The 20,158-nt window shown below is 61.3% G+C and carries 18 protein-coding genes and 1 pseudogene; 7 read left to right on the plus strand and 12 right to left on the minus strand.

Annotated elements, in window-relative coordinates; all coding sequences use genetic code 11:
* The first annotated feature begins 74 nt into the window (after nucleotides 1-74).
* On the plus strand, nucleotides 75-1,277 hold the full coding sequence (locus M2281_RS24505; RefSeq protein ID WP_280823825.1) for a pyridoxal phosphate-dependent aminotransferase: 1,203 nt from the start codon (nucleotides 75-77) through the stop codon (nucleotides 1,275-1,277).
* 104 nt (nucleotides 1,278-1,381) lie between these two features.
* On the opposite strand, the gene M2281_RS24510 is transcribed toward M2281_RS24505, so the two are convergent.
* Nucleotides 1,382-2,971 carry an ABC transporter substrate-binding protein gene (locus M2281_RS24510; RefSeq protein WP_280823826.1) on the minus strand — a complete coding sequence of 530 codons (1,590 nt, stop codon included), beginning with the start codon at nucleotides 2,969-2,971 and terminating at the stop codon, nucleotides 1,382-1,384.
* A 329-nt stretch (nucleotides 2,972-3,300) separates the two neighbouring features.
* Here M2281_RS24510 and M2281_RS24515 point away from each other — a divergent pair, with 329 nt between their 5' ends.
* On the plus strand, nucleotides 3,301-5,352 hold the full coding sequence (locus M2281_RS24515; RefSeq protein WP_280823827.1) for an elongation factor G: 2,052 nt from the start codon (nucleotides 3,301-3,303) through the stop codon (nucleotides 5,350-5,352).
* A 924-nt stretch (nucleotides 5,353-6,276) separates the two neighbouring features.
* Here M2281_RS24515 and M2281_RS24520 read toward each other — a convergent pair.
* Both M2281_RS24520 and trxB read right to left on the minus strand, forming a co-directional pair.
* The gene (locus M2281_RS24520; protein ID WP_280823828.1) at nucleotides 6,277-7,173 is read right to left on the minus strand and encodes a LysR family transcriptional regulator; all 897 of its coding nucleotides are present in this window, start codon (nucleotides 7,171-7,173) and stop codon (nucleotides 6,277-6,279) included.
* A 42-nt stretch (nucleotides 7,174-7,215) separates the two neighbouring features.
* Nucleotides 7,216-8,190, minus strand: coding sequence for a thioredoxin-disulfide reductase (trxB, locus tag M2281_RS24525; protein WP_280823829.1), 975 nt, complete (start codon nucleotides 8,188-8,190; stop codon nucleotides 7,216-7,218).
* Between the two features lie 261 nt (nucleotides 8,191-8,451).
* On the opposite strand from trxB, the gene M2281_RS24530 reads away from it, so the two are divergent.
* Nucleotides 8,452-8,925 carry an Lrp/AsnC family transcriptional regulator gene (locus M2281_RS24530; RefSeq protein ID WP_280823830.1) on the plus strand — a complete coding sequence of 158 codons (474 nt, stop codon included), beginning with the start codon at nucleotides 8,452-8,454 and terminating at the stop codon, nucleotides 8,923-8,925.
* A gap of 70 nt (nucleotides 8,926-8,995) precedes the next feature.
* Here M2281_RS24530 and M2281_RS24535 read toward each other — a convergent pair whose 3' ends face one another.
* From M2281_RS24535 to M2281_RS24550, 4 genes are read right to left on the minus strand one after another with little or no spacing between them, the layout of a single operon-like run.
* Complete coding sequence (locus M2281_RS24535) at nucleotides 8,996-9,793, minus strand: glycosyltransferase family 25 protein (RefSeq protein WP_280823831.1); 798 nt, start codon at nucleotides 9,791-9,793, stop codon at nucleotides 8,996-8,998.
* A 10-nt stretch (nucleotides 9,794-9,803) separates the two neighbouring features.
* The gene (locus M2281_RS24540) at nucleotides 9,804-10,586 is read right to left on the minus strand and encodes a polysaccharide pyruvyl transferase family protein (protein WP_342394299.1); all 783 of its coding nucleotides are present in this window, start codon (nucleotides 10,584-10,586) and stop codon (nucleotides 9,804-9,806) included.
* Nucleotides 10,586-11,326: a glycosyltransferase family 25 protein gene (locus M2281_RS24545; protein ID WP_280823833.1), complete on the minus strand. Its 741-nt coding sequence runs from the start codon at nucleotides 11,324-11,326 to the stop codon at nucleotides 10,586-10,588. Before M2281_RS24545 ends, M2281_RS24540 begins: the two co-directional genes overlap by 1 nt.
* Nucleotides 11,327-11,383: 57 nt before the next feature.
* Nucleotides 11,384-12,007 carry a hypothetical protein gene (locus M2281_RS24550; RefSeq protein ID WP_280823834.1) on the minus strand — a complete coding sequence of 208 codons (624 nt, stop codon included), beginning with the start codon at nucleotides 12,005-12,007 and terminating at the stop codon, nucleotides 11,384-11,386.
* A 244-nt stretch (nucleotides 12,008-12,251) separates the two neighbouring features.
* On the opposite strand from M2281_RS24550, the gene M2281_RS24555 reads away from it, so the two are divergent.
* Entirely contained in the window at nucleotides 12,252-13,043 is a 792-nt protein-coding gene (locus M2281_RS24555; protein ID WP_280823835.1) for a glycosyltransferase family 2 protein, read from the plus strand.
* A gap of 119 nt (nucleotides 13,044-13,162) precedes the next feature.
* Here the strand turns inward: M2281_RS24555 and M2281_RS24560 are convergent, their stop codons facing one another.
* The 3 genes from M2281_RS24560 to greA are packed head-to-tail and all read right to left on the minus strand — an operon-like array spanning nucleotide 13,163 to nucleotide 15,726.
* Nucleotides 13,163-14,125 (minus strand): glycosyltransferase, encoded by a 963-nt coding sequence (locus tag M2281_RS24560; protein ID WP_280823836.1) that lies wholly within the window; start codon nucleotides 14,123-14,125, stop codon nucleotides 13,163-13,165.
* A gap of 6 nt (nucleotides 14,126-14,131) precedes the next feature.
* Nucleotides 14,132-15,241 (minus strand): glycosyltransferase family 4 protein, encoded by a 1,110-nt coding sequence (locus M2281_RS24565; RefSeq protein WP_280823837.1) that lies wholly within the window; start codon nucleotides 15,239-15,241, stop codon nucleotides 14,132-14,134.
* Between the two features lie 11 nt (nucleotides 15,242-15,252).
* The gene (greA, locus tag M2281_RS24570) at nucleotides 15,253-15,726 is read right to left on the minus strand and encodes a transcription elongation factor GreA (protein ID WP_280823838.1); all 474 of its coding nucleotides are present in this window, start codon (nucleotides 15,724-15,726) and stop codon (nucleotides 15,253-15,255) included.
* A 250-nt stretch (nucleotides 15,727-15,976) separates the two neighbouring features.
* Here greA and M2281_RS24575 point away from each other — a divergent pair.
* Nucleotides 15,977-17,124, plus strand: a pseudogene (locus M2281_RS24575) (PQQ-dependent sugar dehydrogenase).
* Between the two features lie 12 nt (nucleotides 17,125-17,136).
* On the opposite strand, the gene M2281_RS24580 reads toward M2281_RS24575, so the two are convergent.
* Complete coding sequence (locus tag M2281_RS24580; RefSeq protein WP_280823839.1) at nucleotides 17,137-18,177, minus strand: DUF1176 domain-containing protein; 1,041 nt, start codon at nucleotides 18,175-18,177, stop codon at nucleotides 17,137-17,139.
* A 116-nt stretch (nucleotides 18,178-18,293) separates the two neighbouring features.
* Between M2281_RS24580 and M2281_RS24585 the strand changes: the two genes are divergently transcribed.
* Nucleotides 18,294-19,190 (plus strand): DMT family transporter, encoded by an 897-nt coding sequence (locus tag M2281_RS24585; protein ID WP_280823840.1) that lies wholly within the window; start codon nucleotides 18,294-18,296, stop codon nucleotides 19,188-19,190.
* An 18-nt stretch (nucleotides 19,191-19,208) separates the two neighbouring features.
* Here M2281_RS24585 and M2281_RS24590 read toward each other — a convergent pair whose 3' ends face one another.
* Entirely contained in the window at nucleotides 19,209-19,559 is a 351-nt protein-coding gene (locus M2281_RS24590) for a DMT family protein (RefSeq protein ID WP_280823841.1), read from the minus strand.
* Between the two features lie 155 nt (nucleotides 19,560-19,714).
* Between M2281_RS24590 and M2281_RS24595 the strand changes: the two genes are divergently transcribed.
* Entirely contained in the window at nucleotides 19,715-20,140 is a 426-nt protein-coding gene (locus tag M2281_RS24595; RefSeq protein ID WP_280823842.1) for a DUF3775 domain-containing protein, read from the plus strand.
* Nucleotides 20,141-20,158: the final 18 nt, after the last annotated feature.

The raw sequence follows: 20,158 nt of genomic DNA on the forward strand, positions 1-20,158 counted from the left end.
GCGAATTGGCCCGCAATCCGACATGACATGCGCGGCCAAATTCCAGGCCGCCCATGAGATGGAGATGAAAAGTCATGGCCTTTCTTGCCGACGCCCTTTCCCGTGTGAAGCCTTCTGCAACGATCGCTGTCACTCAGAAAGCCCGCGAGCTGAAAGCGAAAGGCCGCGACGTGATCGGCCTGGGCGCAGGCGAGCCGGATTTCGATACGCCGGATAATATCAAGAATGCGGCGATCGAAGCGATCCACCGCGGCGAGACCAAGTATCCGCCGGTTTCGGGCATTGCCCCACTGCGTGAAGCGATCGCCAAGAAGTTCAAGCGCGAGAACAATCTCGACTACAAGCCCGAGCAGACCATCGTCGGAACCGGCGGCAAGCAGATCCTGTTCAACGCCTTCATGGCAACGCTGAACCCCGGCGACGAAGTCGTCATCCCGACCCCCTACTGGGTGAGCTATCCGGAGATGGTGCTGCTGTGCGGCGGCACCCCGACCTTCGCCGCGACCACCGCCGCCAACGGCTTCAAGGTGACTGGTGCAGCACTCGAGAAGGCGATCACCCCGCGCACCAAGTGGCTGGTGCTGAACTCGCCGTCCAACCCCTCGGGCGCGGCCTATACCGAGGCCGAGCTTCGCGAGATCGCGGACGTGCTGCTCAAGCATCCGCAGGTCTGGGTGCTGACCGACGACATGTATGAGCACCTGACCTATGGCGATTTCGTCTTCAAGACCATCGCCGAGGTCGAGCCGCAGCTCTATAGCCGCACGCTCACCATGAACGGCGTGTCGAAAGCCTATGCCATGACCGGCTGGCGCATCGGCTATGCGGCAGGCCCCATCGAGCTGATCAAGGCCATGGACATGATCCAGGGTCAGCAGACCTCGGGCGCCTGCACCATCGCGCAGTGGGCCTCGGTCGAAGCGCTGAACGGCCCGCAAGACTTCATTGCCAAGAACAAGGCGATCTTCCAGGCGCGCCGCGACCTCGTGGTGTCGATGCTCAACCAGGCGCGCGGCATCTCCTGCCCCTCGCCGGAAGGCGCGTTCTACGTCTACCCGTCCTGCGCCGATCTGGTCGGCAAGAAGGCGCCATCCGGCAAGGTGATCGACGGCGACGAGACCTTCTGCTCGGAGCTGCTGGAAGCCGAGGGCGTGGCCGTGGTGTTCGGTTCGGCCTTCGGCCTTGGACCGAACTTCCGCATTTCCTACGCGACGTCGGAAACCCTGCTTGAGGAGGCCTGCACGCGCATCCAGCGCTTCACGGCTTCCCTGGCCTGATCCGACAGCTTTTGCGCTGAAACAAAAAAAAACCCGGCGGAAACGCCGGGTTTTTTGTGTGCCCCAAAAGGTGGCCGGCGACCGATGCCGCCGGCCCCGGATGATCAGGCCTCGAGCCAGCACTTGGTCAGCGCGTGACTGCCCATCAGCTCGCCGTTCGGATCGTCGATCCAGCCGCCGACCTTGGCGCTGGTGGCGTCGACATAGTTGTTGAACATCGGGATGATCACGCCACCCTCGTCGCGCAGCATCACGCCAGCCTGGCGATAGATCTCCTTTCGCTTGGCCTGGTCGAGTTCGGCGCGGGCGGCGAAGATCAGCTTGTCGAAATCCGGACGGAGGAAGCGGGTGTCGTTCCACTCGGCATTCGACAGATAGGCGATCGAGTAGACCTGGTCCTGCGTCGGCCGCCCCGTCCAGTAGGACATGGAGAAGGGCTGCTTGTTCCACACTTCCGACCAATAGCCGTCGCCGGGCTCGCGCTTCACCTCGATGTTGATGCCGGCCTTGGCCGCCTGCTGCTGATAGAGCTGGGCGGCATCGACCGCACCGGGGAACGCCACGTCCGAAGTGCGCAGCAGGACCGAGCCGTCATGCCCCGACTTCTTGAAGTGGAACTTTGCCTTGTCGGGATCGTATTTGCGCTGCTCGATATCGTCCGAGAACAGCGCATAGGCCGCCGTCACCGGCATGTCGTTGCCGACCGAGCCGTAGCCGCCAAGGATCTTCTGCACCATCTCCTCGCGGTCCACCGCATATTTCAGCGCCAGCCTGAGATCGTTGTTGTCGAAGGGCGCGGTGTTGCAGTGGGCGATGAAGACATAGTGCCCCTTGCCCGGCACGTTGCGGATGGTGACACCCGGCACGCGCTTCAGCATCTCGATGATCTTGGGCTCGATGCGGTTGATCATGTGCACCTGCCCGCCCTGCAGGGCCGACATGCGCGCGGTGGAATCGTTGATCACCACGATCTCGATCTGGTCGGCATGGCCGCGAGCTTCCGGCGCCCAATAATCCTTGAAGCGCTCGCCGACATGGCGCACGCCCGGCTCGTTGGAGACGACCTTGTAGGGCCCGGTACCGATGCCGGCGGTCGGATCGTCCTTGCCGCCGTTGGGCTGGATCATCAGGTGATAGTCGCCGACGACGTAAGGCAAGTCGGCATTCGGCTCCTTCAGCACGATAACGACATTTCCGCCATCGACCTTCACGCTCTCGAAGCCGCTGACGAAGGGCAGCGCGGCGGATTTGGAATTCTCGTCCGCATGGCGCTCCAACGTCGCCACCACGTCGGCGGGAGTCAGTTCCTTGCCGTTGTGGAAGGTCACGCCCTTGCGGATCTTGAAGGTCCAGGTCTTGGCGTCGGCCGAAGCGTCATATTCCTCGGCGATGCGCGGCTCGATCTGGCCGGTCGGCGAGACTTCCAGAAGCTGTTCGCCCCAGCAGCGGCCGAGCGTGTAAGGCACCTGGCTCGCCCAGCTGCCGGGATCGAGGCTGTTGGTGGACTCGCCGCCCACCATGCCGGCCTTCAGGATACCGCCCTTCACCGGTCCGGCGGCGCGGGCAGCGCTGCCGATCAGCGTGTTGGCAAACGCCGCGGTCACGCCAAGGGCTGCGGCGCGGCCGAGAAAGTCGCGGCGCGACAGGCGCCCGCGCGCGACCTCATGGCTCAAAAATTCGAGTTCATTGGACATGCTAGGTTTCTCCTCCTTGATGGGTCGACTGTTGTCGTCGTTGTTCCCGTCGCAGCGGATATTGGCTGCCGCAACGGCAGCCTCACGGAGCCGCATGCGACATCGGATGCCGCAAATGACGCGATCTTCGCAGGGCTGTTGCAAAGCTCCGGAACGCCCGCTCGCGCCGCCCCGAGCCATTGTTACAGCCCGTAGTCGCATTCCACTTGCCCTGCGCTTCCACCCGTGTGACGATGACGTTACGGCAGGGCGAACCGGCCCTGTCGTGCGACGGCCGGAGGAGGCCGGCCGCCGCCTCGGTGTTCACACATCAGGAGGAGGTCGTCTCAATGGGAAATCGCGCAGGAGGAAGACGCACGGGACCGAAATGCATAGCCATCGTCGGTCCCTTTGCAAGCGGCAAGAGTACCCTTCTTGAAGCCATTCTCGCCCGCACGGGCGCCATACCACGCCAGAACCCGATAGAATCCGGAAACACCGTTTCCGACTACTCGTCCGAGGCACGGGCACACGCCATGAGCGTGGAAGCCACCTTCGCCACCACCGAATTCATGGGCGAAAGCATCACCTTCGTCGATTGCCCCGGCTCGATCGAGTTCGCCTTCGAGACCGAGCCTGTGCTGGCGGCCTGCGATCTTGCGGTCGTCGTGGCCGAGGCCGACGAGAAGAAGATCCCTGCCCTGCAGCTCATCATGCGCAAGCTGGACGATTTCGGCGTCCCGCGCGTGCTGTTCCTCAACAAGATCGAAAAGACCGAGGCGGGCGTGCGCGACACGCTGAAGCTGCTGCAGCCGACGAGCAGCACGCCGCTTCTGCTGCGCCAGATACCGATGCGCAAGGGCGACGTCATCGTCGGGTCGATCGACCTGGCACTGGAGCGCGCCTACATCTACCGCGAGCACGCCGAAAGCGAGATCGCCGAAATCCCAGGCGACGAGAAGGCGCGCGAGATCGAGGCGCGCTTTTCCATGCTGGAAACGCTCGCCGACCATGACGACCAGCTGATGGAGCAGCTGCTCGAAGAAATCGAACCGCCGCGCGACGCCGTCTTCGACGACCTCTCCGCCGATCTGCGCCAAGGCGCGATCACGCCTGTGCTGATCGGCTCCGCCGAGAAGAGCAATGGCGTGCTGCGGCTCCTGAAGACGATCCGCCACGACGCGCCCGATGTCGAGGCGACCAGGACGCGGCTCGGTGTGCCGAGCAACGGCCAGACGGTCGTACAGGTGATGAAGACGATCCACACCGCCCATGGCGGCAAGCTGTCGGTGGGCCGCATCCTTTCCGGCACGGTCGCCGATGGCGCCGAACTGTTCCTCCCCGGCGGCGCCACCGCCAAGGTATCCGGCCTCTACCGTCTGTTCGGCAGGGACCAGACCAAGCTGGCATCGGCCGCAGCCGGCGACACCGTGGCACTCGGCAAGCTGGACGATGTGCGCACCGGCCAGACGCTGACCTCCGCCAAGGCGGGCCTGGCGCCGCTCGTCGCGTTTGAGCCGTTGCAGCCGGTCTTTGCCTTCTCGGTGCGGCCGAAGGAACGCAAGGACGATGTGCGGATGTCGGCCGCCGTCCAGCGGCTGTCCGAGGAAGATCCGTCGCTCTCAGTTCGCCACCAGCAGGATTCGAGCGAAACGGTTGTTTCGGGCCATGGCGAGATGCATCTGCGCGTGACGGTCGAACGGCTCGAAGGCAAGAACCAGATCCCGGTCGAGTCCCGCCCGCCGGCGGTTCCCTACCGCGAGACCATTCGCAAGAGCGTCCAGCAGCGCGGCCGGCACAAGAAGCAGTCGGGCGGGCATGGCCAGTTCGGCGACGTGGTGCTCGACATAAAGCCCCTGCCCCGCGGGGCCGGCTTCGAGTTCAGCGACACGATCACCGGCGGCGTGGTGCCGAAGACCTATATCCAGTCCGTAGAGACCGGCGTACGCGACTTTCTGAAATCGGGCCCGCTCGGCTTCCCGGTCGTCGACATTGCGGTGAACCTGTCGGACGGCTCGTATCATTCGGTCGACTCCTCCGACATGGCCTTCCAGATGGCGGCGAAGCTCGCGATGAAGGAGGGCATGAGCGCATGCTCGCCGGTGCTTCTCGAGCCGATCATGAAGGTCGAGATCTTCACCCCGTCGGATGCCACCGCGCGCATCACCGGCATCGTGCCGCAGCGCCGCGGCCAGATTTTGGGCTACAACCCACGGCCTGGCTGGCCAGGCTGGGATGTGGTCGAGGCGACCATGCCGCAGGCCGAGATCGGCAATCTTATCATCGAGTTGCGCTCGGCAACGGCGGGTGTCGCCAACTACCGCGCCACCTTCGATCACATGGCCGAACTGACCGGACGCCTCGCCGACGACGCGATGAATGCCAACGGCAAGGCAGCATGAGGAGGTCGCGCCTCCCGCGAGCCTAGAAAGGTCTCAAACAAAAAGACGGTGTCCGGCAGGGACCGGACACCGTCCTTTTGCGGACCGTGCTTACCCTGGATGGGGGGAGGAAAAGCACGTCAGGTCCGCCGCATATCGCTGTACCGAGCATTGCCGTGCCAACCGCAATTTCGGTCGGACGCGGCGACTTGCCTGAGCCCGAACCGCTGGTCGATGCCCCCATCTTCCAGCGATTCAACGCCGCGTCCTTGCTTTGCGTATCAAAGCACCGCCCTGCCGCGCACGTTACAAAAGGTTACATGTCACCGTTACGTCGGCTCATCGCTGCGAATATCGCATCCGAAAGACGAGCCGATGGGCAACTCCCACCTCTCTCGATTGGGCCCCTCAGAGACGCCATCGACATGCCCTGCTCGCGGAAACGAATTGCTGGAAGGCACGCCGCAGCAGCGCCATTCAGGCACAAAAAAAGCCGGATCAAAATGACCCGGCTGAGTTTGATTGGAAGTGCCGATTAAGGCTAAACCTCCAGAGGGGAACACTCTAGGGCGCTAATGGGAGGAGGAACGCGCCCAGGAGATGGCTGTTATATGGGCTAGCCCTGCCCAAGAAACAAGCAAATTCCTTGCAAGGCTCCCATGCAAAATGACGCAGGCTGTGGTCCAAATTCTGGCCCATCAATTAGGTCCAGAGGGCGTTTCCAACCAGGATTCACCGGGCCTTTCAAAAAAATGCCACACAGGGCCCAGGCACGCGACCCCTCTTTGCGGATTCGCAATCGCGGCCGCTCTTTGCATTGACGCGAAAACGGGCACGAGGCCGAGATATCGAACTTAGCTTAAGAAAAGAACAAGCGCTGGCTGGCCGACTGCGAGCAGCGCAGACGCGCTCAGCGATGAACACTGACGCCTCAGGCGGCGGCGCTCAGTAGGACCAGTTGCGCGCCTTGGCGATGACGAAGTCGCGGAACACCTGCAGCTTCGCCTGGTTCTTCATCGCATCGGGATAGCAGAAATAGGTGTCGAAGGACGGCACCTCGGTTTCGTCCAGAATCTGCACGAGCCCGGAATCCTTGCTCACCACATAGTCGGGCAGCATGGCGATACCCGCGCCGGTCTGAACCGCGCGTTTGATCGACAGGATGTCGTTGATCTGGAGATTGGCAATGCGCTGGCCGTTCTCGAAATCGCCCACCGTCTCAAGCCAGTTCAGCTCGCTGAGATGCGCCGGCACCGGCACGCCGAAGGTGACGATGCGATGGTTCTTGAGATCGGCCATGGTCGACGGCTTGCCGTGCCTGTTGATGTAGGACGGCGAGGCGTAGAGATGGAAATGCACGGTGAACAGCCGGCGCTGGATCAGGTCCGGCTGCTGCGGCTGGCGCAGCCGCAATGCGCAGTCGGCCTGGCGCATCGTGAGGTCCAGCTCTTCGTTGGCGAGAATGAGCTGGAGATTGATTTCCGGATAGAGCTCTAGGAACTCCTGCACCCGCTCGGTCAGCCAGCCGGCGCCGAGGCCGACGGTGGTGGTGACACGCAAGACGCCGGACGGCCGGTCCTTGGTTTCGCTCAGCCGCGTCTTGATCGACTCGAGCTTCATCAGCACGTCGTGCGCCGTGCGGAACAGCATCTCGCCCTGCTCGGTCAGCACCAGCCCGCGCGCATGGCGATGGAACAGCGGCACCCCGACATCGTGCTCCAGCGCGCTCACCTGGCGCGAGATAGCCGATTGCGACAGGCGCAAAGTCTCGGCCGCATGCGTAAACGATCCCGCTTCCGCCGCGGCGTGAAACACGCGTAGCTTGTCCCAGTCGAGTGCCATGTTCCCCTCGTTACACCGGCCGCCGCGCCAGCTTGTTGTTGATTATTCTGCCGCTTCGCGGTGCACTTCGACGCCGGCCAGATACTTTTCGGCCTCCAGCGCGGCCATGCAGCCGAGACCGGCCGCCGTCACAGCCTGACGATAGATGTCGTCGGTGACGTCGCCGGCGGCAAATACGCCGGGCACGTCGGTACGGGTCGAGTCGGGCGCGGTCCAGAGATAGCCATTCGGCTTCTGCTTCAGCTTGCCGACGAACAGTTCCACCGCCGGTGCATGACCGATCGCCACGAACACACCGTCGATCGGCAGCTGCGACTCCGCACCAGTGACGACGTTGCGCAACTTGAGGCCGTTGACCGACGGCGGCAGCGGTACCTTACCGGGCTGGCCGCAGATCTCGTCCACCACCGTGTTCCAGATGACCTTGATATTTTCCTTCTGCGCCAGCCGTTCGCGCAGAATGCGCTCGGCGCGGAACTCGCTGCGACGATGAATGACGGTGACGCTGCGCGCGAGATTGGAGAGGTAGAGCGCCTCTTCCACAGCCGAATTGCCCCCGCCGACCACCGCGACATCCTTGCCGCGATAGAAGAAACCGTCGCAGGTAGCGCAGGCCGAGACGCCGAAGCCCATATAGGTCTGCTCGCTCGGGATGCCGAGCCACTTGGCCTTGGCGCCGGTGGCAATGATCAGTGCGTCGGCGGTGTATTCCGTGCCTGAATCGCCCTTGGCCCGGAACGGCCGCACGTCGAGATCGACCTCGGTGATGACGTCGTTGATGATCTCGGTGCCGACATGCTCGGCCTGCTTGAGCATCTCGCCCATCAGCCACGGCCCCTGGATCGGGTCGGCGAAGCCGGGATAGTTCTCGACATCGGTGGTGATCATCAGCTGGCCACCCTGCTCCAGCCCGGCGACGAGCACCGGTTTCAGCATGGCGCGCGCAGCATAGATGGCTGCGGTGTAGCCGGCCGGACCGGAACCGATGATGAGAACAGGCGCGTGTTTGGTCGTCATGAAAGAGCCTTCGTGAGCTTGGGACGGCGCATGCGATGCGAAATCGATATGTCGCGCTAATCTAGGTGCTGCGTGCGGCACCAGCAAGGCACCGAAAACAGCAGTCCCCGGAAAGCTTTAGGTTGTGGATATATGCCGCAGCGCGTGGAGCGAATGCCACACCTCGAAAAAAATAGTCCAACCGGCCTGACGGAGACGGGTCTATAGTTTAATTACGCCATCGCGACAGATTCTTGCGCCACCCGAACCAGAAAGACAATCATGCCGCTCAAGGCCGACCTCGATGCGATTGACTGGAAGATTCTGCACGAGTTGCAGAACGAAGGGCGCATGACCAATGTCGAATTGTCACGGCGCGTCGGCATCTCCGCGCCCCCCTGCCTGCGGCGGGTGAAGCGGCTGGAAGACACCGGCATCATCCGCGGCTACCGGGCACTGCTCAATGCGCCCGCGCTGGGCATGGACGTGGTGGCCTTCTGCCTAGTGGGGCTGCACCACCATGCCGAAGCGGAACTGAAAGCCTTCGCCGACCGCACGCGGCTGTGGCCGATCGTGCGGCAGGCCTGGATGGTGTCGGGCGATTCCGACTTCATGCTGCATTGCGTGGCGAGCGACCTGACCAGCTTCCAGAACTTTGTGATCGAGGACCTCGCCTCTGCACCGAATGTGGACACGGTGCGCACCGCGCTGACCATTCGGCAGGTGAAGGACGAGGGATTGGTGGCGATAGGATAGGTCCAATCTAAGTGGGGTTTGGCATCTCGAGTCCGACGCCACTATGACTATTCGGCAAGAGGATCGTACCCTATCTGTAGGGGACCCTGAGCGTTCTCTTTCCAAAGAGAGGTTGTGCAGCATCAGTTGCAAATGAAGTTAGTTGCTCAAAGGGGCGGGTCAATTCTCGACGTAGCTTCTTCCATCCACGCGGCTTGCGCGGATTCTTCTTGCGCAACGGTACCCTTTCATCCTCCAAAGTGCTGCTCAATTTGGTATCGGGCAGATGGCCATTGAGAACCAGGTCCTGTATACAAATTGCAGGGATCAACTGAAAAGCTGATATGTCGCCAGGCTGGCGAAAGAGTACAACGTCCGGTTGGTCGGTAAATATCTCGGATCGAGAGACTAACTTCCTCGCAAGGCGCCTTGAGAGAACATATGCACCGGCGCCCCAGTGATTAGAATACAGACGATGAACGCGCCTCGAACCTGCGGCAGTTCCCAGAAAGCTGACGGAAACTTTGGTTCCAACCGTTTCAAGCTTAAGAACATCGATGTCAGCTCGAATCCAATCGTAATTGAACAGATATTTGGCAGCGTCATCTGAGAAAAACACGTCGTCTTCGAATACCGCTCCGTATTCATCATCGCCTTCGGCGATCATCTGCCAGCACCTGCGTTGGCTGATCGCGACGCCAACCTCCTGATGCGTCCAAGGCATCTCATCGGATTTCGGACCAGTTATCTCCTTTACTTCTCTGGCGGACAATAGGCTCCCATCTGTTGCAGGTACCCGCACAAAATCAATGCCGATCGCGCCGAAAGCGGTGGTCATGTGCTCGAGCCGTTGTGGCGAGCGATCCAGATTGATGAGATAACACTTCATCCGTTGGCTCTCACTTATAGGGGAAGCTGCGCCTTAAGCCTTTACAGAGCGAGGCCACTATTTGGGCTGATGCGGCAGATGCATTGGTTTCGAGTGATTGAAGGCAGACAGTAGGGCTGACGGGCGTTTCTAGACGGCCAACGCTTTCAAAATAGTCGTAGAACTTCCAAACACCACCATAAAGAGAATTTCCTGGACTGGTCCAGACGCTTGGTACGCCGAATGCGTCCGCCGTAATTAGGCCGTGCAGGCTGGATGAGATCACGAAATCGCACGCCGCTATCTCTCGGGCCGCCTGGAGTGGGTCAGCCATTCCAAGATCGATGATGTGAGTTCCGGGCTGTTTTCCAAGCTCGAGAATTGCAGGATCTTGTCGATGAGCGACATGAGGGATGATGCCCCACCGGTGAGCCTTCGCCGGCCGATCGACGAGCTCTGCAAGCAGTAATGCAGGGTCACCGAGGGGAATCTGTTTTGAAAGCTGCAATGCGTCTCGCGTCCGAGGCCCCCGCACGGATAGATATTTTAGATGGTGATAACCGCGGGCTATATCGCCAAAGGAGCCCGTGCCCCAAACGCGTGCGCGGTAAAATGGCCGGCGTTTAATTCGTTCCCGGGTCATCTTGGTAACCGATCCCAGGAGGCTCCCGATCGCTACGAGGTCACAGCCATCAGGCGCAGCGAACTCAACCCCACGTCCCGATAGTCGCTCGACAAGGATCGGGGAGAGATCATCACCAAAATTGCGCTCCCCAGACGCCTCGCGCCACCAATATAGCTTAATCGCGGTCATTACTCTGCCAGTGAACGGTGATACGCAGCGGCATATAGCTGCTTACGCGCCTGCAGCAACTCGCCGTACAGAGACCTCAACAGGTTTTTCTTGCGAAACAGGGTGTCGCGATCTTCGGCGAGAAGGGAGCCGCCGAGTAGATTGCTGGCCTCATCGATTGGGTTCGGTGACGCTGACCAGATGCGTAAGCCGAACTCCCATGGATGGGAGAAATCCTCGTCGACTGCCCGATAAACTCTTTTGCGTGACAAGAGCTTTCGGGCTGCATCGCGTGACAGCAAATAGGCCACCGCTCCCGAGGCAATAAATTTGTGACCGACAAGCTGGGTCGCTCCGATACGCAGCCGGCTAACAACACGCTTTGGCTTGAAGTCAAAGAATTTCACGACATCCCATTTCTCATTCGCACCCTGCAGATCAGCGAGGGCGCGAACGAAAGCCTGAATATCAACAATCCGGGCGTCATCTTCGATCACGAGGCCCAGTTCGCAATCGCCTTCAGCAATTTTCTGCCAGATCTTACGGTGGCCGGCATAGACAGCCACCTCAACATCAGCAAGCGGGCGCTTGCTGAGGAGTAGATTTTTCATCGGCGAATAGAGTTCGCGGATGGCCGGCTCACCTCTCGCGTATCCTTCAACGAACTGCCACGGTAAGGCGGCGCTTGAAAGTTCGCGAGCTATACTGCTGCGGCGAGCCCCGTCCACCGAATCGACCGTAAGGACATAAGCTCTTAGCACCACCGTAATCCACCATTAGTGTTGGCATTAATGCCTTCCTGTCAATGCAATCAACCATTACAGGCCAAATGCTCGCTTCAAACGCAGGCGCCAGTTGGGGCGGGCGCCGGCATAGGTGAGACGGCTAGCGGCCCGCACAGAGCGCTGTTCGTCCGAGAAAAGGTTGCTGCGCGCATACCAGATTGTCTGCTCTTGAAATAGCCGCGTCTTAATATCGCCAAATCCGGCGTCCGCCAAAACGCTTGTGAACTCGAGCGTTGAGTATTGGTGATGCCAAACGGTTAAGCAGGGATTATCTGGCCGCCTCTCGATGGGGTGATAGGAAACTACAAGATATTCAACAGACCGTGAAAGTTCGCAGAACAAACTTGGTAGATCGTATATTCTCTCCACAACACCCAATAGTACCGCCACGTCAGCAATCGCAAGATACCGCTTAGGCAATATTTTCTCATTTAAATCGCAAAGTTCCACCCCATCGTCCCATGCCTTAATATCAGATGGAAGATAGACGGCACTAGGTGAAAGATACTGTGATAAATCTTGGCGCCCACACCCAATATCACACACCCACAGGTGTGGAATCTTGCGCGCGGCAAAGCGCGCTCTGTTTGCCCACGCATGATGATAATTACTGATATCAAGCCAGTATTCACGGCCCATAAGATTGTTTTTCGACATACCAGATTCGCTTCACCGTAAACCCTGCTCTACAACCAATAATTTCATGCCGCCATTTTTTCTACCGGAATTTTGAGTTGGATCTTGCCATCACCCATTCCTCAGGGCGAACTCGATAGATCGCCATCAGAAGGTGCCCAGGTCATCCCTTCTTGTGCGACCTGGACCATCCTCGCCGCCTTCTGTAAAGCCGCATAAAGTCGTTTCTCGAAGATCCAGTTCACCGCGACCATTGGACGAAAGCATGATGCGCAAAACCGTGCCGATCTCTGCCTTCATCATCTGCAAGAATGAGGCGTCGACCCTTGGTCCCTGTCTTGAAAGTCTGGACATCTGCGAAGAGATCGTGATCGTCGATTCCGGGTCCACGGACGGCACCCTGGAATTGATTGAGGGGTATCGCGAACGGGGCCTGCCGATCCGGCTGATCCATAATGACTGGCCAGGCTTTCCGCGACAGAAGCAATTCGCGCTCGATCAGTGCACCTCGACCTGGTGCCTCAACATCGACAGCGACGAACGACTGGATGACGACCTGCGCACGGAACTTCTGGCGCTCGACCTAGAAAGGTCCGAGGTGGCCGCCTATTCGATGCGGCGGCCGGACTATCTTCCCGGCTACGGCTACCCACCGGACAGCGTGCATGCAAAGTACCACTGCCGCCTGGTTCGCAAGGGGGCACGCTTCGACCTCACCCTGCTGGTTCATGAATCGCTGATCGTCGAGGGCGAAGTTCGCCAGCTCAAGCGCGGCCGGCTACTGCATTATCGCAACCTGTCCCTGCAGGAGGATTTCAGCAAGCTGAACAGCTATTCGCGGCTGAAGGCCATCCAAAGCCACCAGCGGGGCAAGACCTCCAACGTGTTCAAGATCGCGTTCAAGCCGCTGGCTCAGTTTTTCAAGTTCTATTTCATGCAGCGCTATTTCCTGTGCCGGACGCCAGGCTTCGTGTTTGCGGTATCGTTTGCCGGCTATGTGTTCATGACTGAAGCCAAACTCTGGCGCCTCGGCCTCGACAACGTGCCGGCGGAATAAGCTCGGAAAGCCGGGGCTATGCCACCGCCATCGACAGAACGCGCACCGAAATCTGGTAGAATGCGCGCTTGACCTCACGCGCGAGGACCGTTGCCGACGAAGACTTCCTCGGCCACGCCCTATCCCCTACCGGTCGGCACGGGAAAAACCTCCCGGGCCCGATCCCTGAAATTCCTGTCTATTGTCTCGAAGGAGGCACGTGCCGCGCGCCCGACACTGCGCTTGTCTTTATCCGGCATTACGAGGATCGACGCAATAGCGGCCTCCAGCGCATCCCTGTCGACGAAGTAACATTGCCCCAGATGCCGCGCTTGCTGTCGCGCGTAGCGCACCGGAAATCCATTTGCGGCGGTCACGAACTCGTTCATCGGCGGGGCATCGGTGGCCACGACACAGGCACCGGTCGAAAGCGCCTCCACGATATGATGGCCCCACCCCTCCGCCCGGGAGGGACAGAGATGGATGCCGCATTCGTTCTGCAGCCGTTTCAATTCGGCGTCGTCGATGTAACCCGACAGCAGGCGCACATTGGCTGGCACCTGTTTCGGCGCGTTATCGGCCTTCTGGACAAGGACCAGTTCCGGCCATTCGGGATGCTTGGCCCAGAGCGCAAGCACATCCTCGGTGCCCTTCAGCGTGCTGCCACCGGCGAGATGGAGGTATTTGTTCCAGTTCTTGTCCACCGCCGGGTCAAGCCGGTCCTCCGAGGTGAAGCCGACATGGACAGTTCGCACGCCGAGGTCGGAGAAAATGCGCTCGGCATGCCGCGTTTTCGCAAAAACGCCGGTCATCCGCCTGAGGCGGGCGACGTGGCGAAGCGGATAGCGCTCCTGATTGGGCATCACCCAGCTTTCGGTTCCCGCCGACAGCCAGCGCCTAGACGCACGCTCCAGCTGCAGCACCCGCCGCGCCGCCTTTCGTCCCAGCACAAGGTCGAGGAGACGCCAGCGCTTCCTGGGCGAGAACTCCGCGCCCAGGCCGGCCTCACGCATGGCGGCGATCAGGATCTGGGCATCCTTGGTCAGCCCGTAGTTGTTGGCTCGGGCAACGACCAACCAGTCCGGCAGCTTCGGCTTGGCCATCTTCGATCAGCCCTGCCCGGCCCAAACCTTGTCATAGACCTGGCGAATGCCGTCGGCCTCGCGCCGCAGCGGAAACGCCGTGCGCGCGTGGTGAAGAGCAGCATCGGCGGCAGCCTTGCGGGCGGCATCGTCGTCCATCAGGCGGCCGGCGGCCGCGATAATTGCCGGAAGGTCTTCGCGGGCAACGACATTACCTGTCACCCCTTCCACGATCAGTTCGGAAAAGGCGCCGACATCGGTCGCCACGACCGGCACGCCGCTCGACATGGCCTCGAGCGGGGTCAGGCCAAAACCCTCCCAGCGCTGCGGCGCGATGTAGAGCGACATCGCCCCGAACCAGGGCGTGATGTCCGGAACCTCGCCGACGAACAGAATGCGATCGGCAAGGCCCACTGCCGCTGCCTGATCCTTCAGCTTCTGCTCGAACTCGGCATGCTGAACGGTCGTGCGCCCGGAAATCACCGCCGACCAGCCTGGCCGGCTCGGCAGAAGTTCGATCATGGCATCGACGAAAAGGTCGACCCCCTTCTGGTGACGGACGCGGCCAAAGCAGCCGACATAGTTTTGCGCCGGATCGAGGCCGAGCGCCTTCAGCGCCGCGGCCTTGTCCTTGGGCGGCGTGAACCTGTCGGTGTCGACGCCATGCATCACCACCGTGCTGGGCACCTTGAGATAGGCGGCTGCCTTGCTGCTGGTGGCAATCACCGCATCCATCTGGCGGATCAGGAACTTAGTCCAGCGCGTATGGTCGCGCTGCCCCGCCGAGGTGAAGACCAGCGAGAGCGGCGCCCGGAAGATCGATTTGAGTACCAGGCCGGCCAGCATCTCGATATTGCGCCTGGCATGCCAGATGCGCTTGCGGCCGGAACGCGGACGCTTAAGCAGGGAAAACACCTGCCACCAACGCATCTTGGGCAGATGGTCGGGCAGGCCCGGGCCGATCGTCGTTATGCCAAGGCTTCGCGCCTGGATGGGCACGAGTTGGATGACTGTGCTGGTAACACCCGAAAGGCGCCGCTTGATGTGCGGCGCAATCACCTCGACCTGCGCCATGTCGGGCGCGGCCGAACGCGTGGCCGCGGCGCGGTGCGTCGCGATCCCGTCGCGGTCTGCCATTGCCTGCTGTCTCAAATGAACTGGACCTCGACCACTTCATAGCCGCGCGGACCACCGGGCGCGTTGACTTCAATCGTCTCGCCGACTTCCTTGCCGATCAGGGCGCGCGCAATGGGCGAGGAGATCGAGATGCGGCCGGACTTCACGTCCGCTTCCTGGTCGCCGACGATCTGGTAGATCTTCTCTTCTTCCGTCTCCTCGTCGACGAGCTTGACGGTGGCGCCGAACTTGATCTTGTCGCCCGAGAGCTTGGAGATGTCGATCACCTCGGCGCGCGCGACCAGGTCCTCGAGCTCATGGACGCGGCCTTCATTCAGGCTCTGCGCCTCCTTGGCGGCATGGTACTCGGCATTTTCGGAAAGGTCGCCATGGGCGCGCGCCTCGGAAATCGCCTCGATGATGCGCGGGCGCTCATCCTGCTGGCGCCACCGCAGTTCTTCCTTAAGCGTTTCGAATCCGGCGGCGGTCATGGGGACCTTGTTCATGATAGTCTGCCTTTCCTCAAAACGCCCCCCTGTCCAAATTCCTTCTGAAAAGACCCGGGCAGGCACAAAAAGAAAACGGTCCAGCAGCCTCGGCTGCGGGAACCGTCAGATTTAACTCTCACCCAATATAGCAATCTTCCCGGATTTTTCACGTCAAAAAAGAATGCGGCGAAAAAACCGCGCAACGGCGGGGTTCGCAGCATTGGGAAGAAGCCTTGCCTCTCGCCGCACCTCGCTTATGTCCGATTGCATGCGCCCGACAAAGTCGTTTGCCTGGGTTTTTGCGGTTCTGCTCCTCTGCGGCGGCCTGATCGCTGCGGCCGCAGCGCCGCGATTCTTCAACACGAAAAAGGTCAAGGTCCGGGCCGACGTCCTGGCCAGCGGACTCGAACACCCATGGGGGCTCGCCTTCCTGCCCGGCGGCGACGTCATCGTCACCGAACGTCCCGGACGCATGCGCATCTTTTCGGACGGCAAGCTGTCCAAGCCGATCGCAGGGCTGCCGAAAATCGCCGTGCACGGCCACGGCGGCCTGCTCGATGTCGCCGTGTCGCCGAACTTTTCAACCGACAATCTGATCTTCTTCACCTTCGCCGAGCCTGGGAAGGGCAGCAGTTCCGGCACCGCCGCTGCTCGGGCGAAACTTGCGCGCGACGGCGACAATGCGCGGCTTGAGGACGTGAAGATCATCTATTCGATGAAGAAAAAGACCTCTTCACCGCTCCAGTTCGGCTCGCGGCTGGTGTTCGCGCCGGACGGTACATTGTTCATCACAATCGGCGATCGTGGCGAGGGCATGCGGGCGCAGGACAAGCATGACAGCGCCGGTGCAGTGCTGCGCGTCGAACCCGACGGATCGATCCCGCCGGACAATCCCTATGCCGACGGCAAGAACGGCCTGCCGGCGCTGTGGTCCAAGGGGCACCGCAATATACAGGGCGCGGCCTACGACCCGCACACCAAGGGGCTGATCACGACGGAGCATGGCCCGATGGGTGGCGACGAGGTCAACCGCCCCGAAGCCGGCAAGAACTATGGCTGGCCGATTATCTCCTACGGCCTCAACTATGACGGCACCAAGATCGGCATCGGCACGGCCGCCCCAGGCTACGAGCAGCCGCTATACTATTGGGACCCCTCCATCGCGCATCCGGCCTAGCCATCTACGAGGGCGCCATGTTCCCCGAATGGAAGAACGATCTTTTGGTGGGTGCGCTGAAATTCGAGCTGATCGCCCGCCTGACCCGCGACGAACAAGGCAAGATCACCGGCGAGGAGCGCATGTTCAAGGGCGCCTTCGGCCGTATCCGCGACGTGCGGGAGGCGCCTGACGGCTCGATCTGGCTACTGACCGACGAAGAGAACGGCCAGATCATCCGCCTGTCGCGCGCGCAATAGCCAACAGCGTGCCTATTTGGCGTGCAGCGGCCAGAGCGCCGGCCATTTTTCCGGCCCGCCGCCATATTCGCCGTCGCACTCACCCTTGCTACGCGCTTCCAGAAGCACGAAGGCCGGGCCGTCGCCCTCGGTGCGCAGCTTCCACTTGTTCCAGCTGCCGCAATCGCCAAGGCCGCGCCCCTTGAAGAAGGCCGTCATCACCTTCGCGGACTGGTCCCAGTCGATGTTCCAGGCCTGCCAGACAGTCGTCGGCCCCTCGTCAGACATGTCGGGCAGCGCCAGTCGATCGATCTCGCCGCCCCGGTCGATGAAGACCGCGAAGGGCTGATTGTAGGCACCCGGATCACCGCAAGGCAGCGCCAGCAGGCGCAAATCTTCTCCCACGGCAGCGTCAAACCCGCCATCGCCGAATTGGCTTTCGTCATAGAAGCTGCAGCTGCCACTATCCTTGAACCGGCCACGGATCGCTTCGGGAACGTCAGCCATCGACGAGATCTCACGTACGTCGATTGTCGGGCTGGTGCCCTCGCCCGTCACCTGCAGCGCATCCTTGGCCTTCAGCCGCCCCTGCGCCTCGTCGGTGAACATGAGCGCGCCAACCAGCCCCGAAAGCGAGAAAGTGGAGCGCCCTTCGCCGGCGCCCGATTTGTAGGTGATCTCCAGCTTGCTTGCATTGCGCAGTGCATCGAGCAGCTTCATCGTCTCTGCGCCGCCGGCAAAGCCGTATTCGCCGGTTTCATCGTTGCGGCTGGCCTTGGCAAGCGGAAGCACAAGCACCTCCTTGCCATCGGCGACGAATCCAATGTCGCTGCCGGCTGCCAGGGGTTCGGGCGCGGCCACCAGTACATCCAGCGGCGTTTCTGGCCCGGCCTTGCGCGAAAGCGTGAAGGCGTTGGCCGCCGGCTGCGCGGGCGACTTCGCCGACGTCTGGATCCGGCAGGTCAGGGCCACCGAGCAGGAAACGTCGAAATCCTTGATCTGCTTGTAGGAGCCGGCCGATGCGGCCGACAGCCCGCAAAAGCAAAGCAGTGCTGTGACCAGAAGCAAACGCATGCGAAATTTCCCCTCAATGCCGTGTGGCCCTGCTGTTGCCACCCGTGGCCCTTGTCGCCACGCGCCGCGATGCTATGACAAGCGCCCAATCTTCTCCAGACAGCCGACCATCATAAATGACCCGTATTCAGGCCAATCTACTTCTGTTGCTTGCCGGTGCCATGTGGGGCATGGGCTTCGTCGCCCAGTCCTCCGCCATGGGCTCGGTCGGGCCTTTCCTGTTCATCGGTCTGCGTTTCGCGCTGGCGACGTTGGTGGTGCTGCCTTTTGCGATATGGGAGGGGCGCCGCGCCAAGCAGAAGCTGAGCATGCGCAACCGGCTCGCCTTTGTCTGGGTCGGGCTGATGATGTTGGGTGCCATCGTCTTCCAGCAGATCGGCCTGCTTTCCACCACCGTCACCAATTCGGGCTTCCTCACAGGCCTCTATGTGGTGATGACGCCGCTGTTCGCGGTCATCCTCTTCCGCAACTGGCCGCACCCGATCGTCTGGCCCGCGGCCCTGACTGCCTTTGCAGGCATCTGGTTCCTTTCGGGCGGTGCGATCGAGCGGCTGACCGTGGGCGACTGGCTGACCGTTCTGGCCGCCGCTTTCTGCGCCATGCAGGTCATCTTCATCGCGCGTGCTGCGTCCAGCACCGGCCGGCCGATCACGCTGGCGGTGACACAGTTTGCAATCTCTGCCGTCACCGGACTGACCATCGCCTTGATCCACGAGCCGATCGACTTGGCCGCGATCCGCATCGCTGCGCCCGAAATCGTCTATGCCGGCATCTTCTCCGGCGGCATCGCCTTCACCCTGCAGGTGATCGGCCAGCGCTACACCACCGCGCCGCAAGCGGCGATCTTCCTGTCGTCGGAAGCGCTGTTTGCCGCCCTGTTCGGGGCGCTGATCCTGGGTGAGCGGCTGCCCGCCAGCGGCTTCCTCGGCTGCAGCCTGATCTTCGCCGCGATCCTTGGCGTCGAAGTGCTGCCGGCGTTGCTGCTCAGGGACCGCGCCTCGGAAACGGCCTGACCCGTCGCAAGGAAAGTGTCAGGCCCTGAAGATCAGGGCCGCACCGCCTGCGATCAGCGCAAAGCCGAGCGCATGGTTCCAGGTCAGCGCTTCCTTCAGATAGAACACGGAAAACACTGCAAAGACCGTCAGCGTGACGACCTCCTGAATGGTCTTCAGCTCGGCCGCCGAATAGGTCTGGCTGCCGATCCGATTGGCTGGCACCGCAAGCCAATATTCCAGGAAGGCAATCATCCAGCTCACGATCACGGCCATGTAAAGCGGCGCGCTCTTGAATTTGAGATGCCCATACCAGGCGAACGTCATGAAGACGTTCGAGGCGATCAGCATCAGGACCGGCGCAATCTTGGGCGACAGCAGGAAGGACATGGAGCAAGCCTTTTTGGGGGAGACGCGCCATTTCAGGAAATCCTCCCCTGCTGTCAACCGACCTCAATTCGCCATTTGCCTGCCTTGTCCAACATCGTGCGTGACGTTGTCTGCAAATCCGCTATCATCCCCAGAGCGGGGCAAGGACAAAGCCGGTGGAGCCAAAGTCCGATAGGGAATGGGATCTAACCATCGGTCCCGACACCGTTCGCCTCTTCATCGAAAAGGCGAAGGCGATCAGCGCGGCCGTCAATGACGACTATTTCGACGGCGGCGAGCATGAAGTTGAGATCGACGGCGAAGCGCATGAAAGCCACGCCCATGACGGACTTGCCGAGGAAGAAGCCGAAAACCTCACCGAAGAGGAACTCTGCGAGCTCATCGACGACCTGAACGTCGACGAGGCTGCCGAACTCGTCGCGTTGGTCTGGGTCGGCCGTGGCGATTACGACGCCTCGGAATGGCAAGAGGCGGTGACCGAAGCGCGCCAGCGCGGCAACAAGCGCACCGCCAAATATCTGCTCGGCATGCCCATGCTGGGCGACTGGCTCGAAGAAGGCCTCGAAGCTATCGGCGCATGACAGCACGTCACCCTTCGT

Origin of the sequence: Pseudaminobacter soli (ex Li et al. 2025), from assembly GCF_029892515.1 — a bacterium.
Lineage (GTDB): Bacteria > Pseudomonadota > Alphaproteobacteria > Rhizobiales > Rhizobiaceae > Pseudaminobacter > Pseudaminobacter soli_A.

Excerpts from the sequence above, each read along its gene's own strand:
- M2281_RS24505 (WP_280823825.1), top strand. The coding sequence starts at position 75 with ATGGCCTTTCTTGCCGACGCCCTTTCCCGTGTGAAGCCTTCTGCAACG.
- M2281_RS24510 (WP_280823826.1), bottom strand. The coding sequence starts at position 2,971 with ATGTCCAATGAACTCGAATTTTTGAGCCATGAGGTCGCGCGCGGGCGC.
- M2281_RS24515 (WP_280823827.1), top strand. The coding sequence starts at position 3,301 with ATGGGAAATCGCGCAGGAGGAAGACGCACGGGACCGAAATGCATAGCC.
- M2281_RS24520 (WP_280823828.1), bottom strand. The coding sequence starts at position 7,173 with ATGGCACTCGACTGGGACAAGCTACGCGTGTTTCACGCCGCGGCGGAA.
- trxB (WP_280823829.1), bottom strand. The coding sequence starts at position 8,190 with ATGACGACCAAACACGCGCCTGTTCTCATCATCGGTTCCGGTCCGGCC.
- M2281_RS24530 (WP_280823830.1), top strand. The coding sequence starts at position 8,452 with ATGCCGCTCAAGGCCGACCTCGATGCGATTGACTGGAAGATTCTGCAC.
- M2281_RS24535 (WP_280823831.1), bottom strand. The coding sequence starts at position 9,793 with ATGAAGTGTTATCTCATCAATCTGGATCGCTCGCCACAACGGCTCGAG.
- M2281_RS24540 (WP_342394299.1), bottom strand. The coding sequence starts at position 10,586 with ATGACCGCGATTAAGCTATATTGGTGGCGCGAGGCGTCTGGGGAGCGC.
- M2281_RS24550 (WP_280823834.1), bottom strand. The coding sequence starts at position 12,007 with ATGTCGAAAAACAATCTTATGGGCCGTGAATACTGGCTTGATATCAGT.
- M2281_RS24555 (WP_280823835.1), top strand. The coding sequence starts at position 12,252 with ATGATGCGCAAAACCGTGCCGATCTCTGCCTTCATCATCTGCAAGAAT.
- M2281_RS24560 (WP_280823836.1), bottom strand. The coding sequence starts at position 14,125 with ATGGCCAAGCCGAAGCTGCCGGACTGGTTGGTCGTTGCCCGAGCCAAC.
- M2281_RS24565 (WP_280823837.1), bottom strand. The coding sequence starts at position 15,241 with ATGGCAGACCGCGACGGGATCGCGACGCACCGCGCCGCGGCCACGCGT.
- greA (WP_280823838.1), bottom strand. The coding sequence starts at position 15,726 with ATGAACAAGGTCCCCATGACCGCCGCCGGATTCGAAACGCTTAAGGAA.
- M2281_RS24580 (WP_280823839.1), bottom strand. The coding sequence starts at position 18,177 with ATGCGTTTGCTTCTGGTCACAGCACTGCTTTGCTTTTGCGGGCTGTCG.
- M2281_RS24585 (WP_280823840.1), top strand. The coding sequence starts at position 18,294 with ATGACCCGTATTCAGGCCAATCTACTTCTGTTGCTTGCCGGTGCCATG.
- M2281_RS24590 (WP_280823841.1), bottom strand. The coding sequence starts at position 19,559 with ATGTCCTTCCTGCTGTCGCCCAAGATTGCGCCGGTCCTGATGCTGATC.